Consider the following 376-nt stretch of genomic DNA (forward strand, 5'->3'; position numbering starts at 1 on the left):
TGGGGCGGTCTCGGCAGCGGAGTCGTCGGCTGCGATCGGCGCCAGCGACACGAAGACCGCATCGGGGGCCGGCACGCCGCCGTCCACCGCCGCGCCCAGTGCGGCCAGATCGGCGAATCCTTCGGCCCCGGCACCGACCGCTCCGAGAGCGTCGGTCCCGAGCACCGCCCAGCGGCCTGCGGGTGCGGCGTAGACCGGCAGCGCGGTCCACTCCACCCGGAACAGCGACTCCACGAAGCCGCCGCGCGCACTGCGCACCTGCTCCTCGGAGACCTCCCGCGAGACCAGCGACTCGACCGAGGCGACCGCCTGACCGGACTCGTCCGCGAGCAGCAGCGAGGCCGTGTCCTCGTTGACCTCGGAGAGCCGCAGGCGC

At 74.7% G+C, this 376-nt stretch carries 1 protein-coding gene; it reads right to left on the reverse strand.

All coding sequences use genetic code 11. From position 1 onward, the window contains the following. The coding region (locus UK12_RS42055) for a hypothetical protein (protein WP_045306989.1) at positions 1-376 on the reverse strand (376 nt) is incomplete at both ends.

The organism is Saccharothrix sp. ST-888 (assembly GCF_000955975.1).
Classification (GTDB): Bacteria; Actinomycetota; Actinomycetes; order Streptomycetales; family Streptomycetaceae; genus Kitasatospora.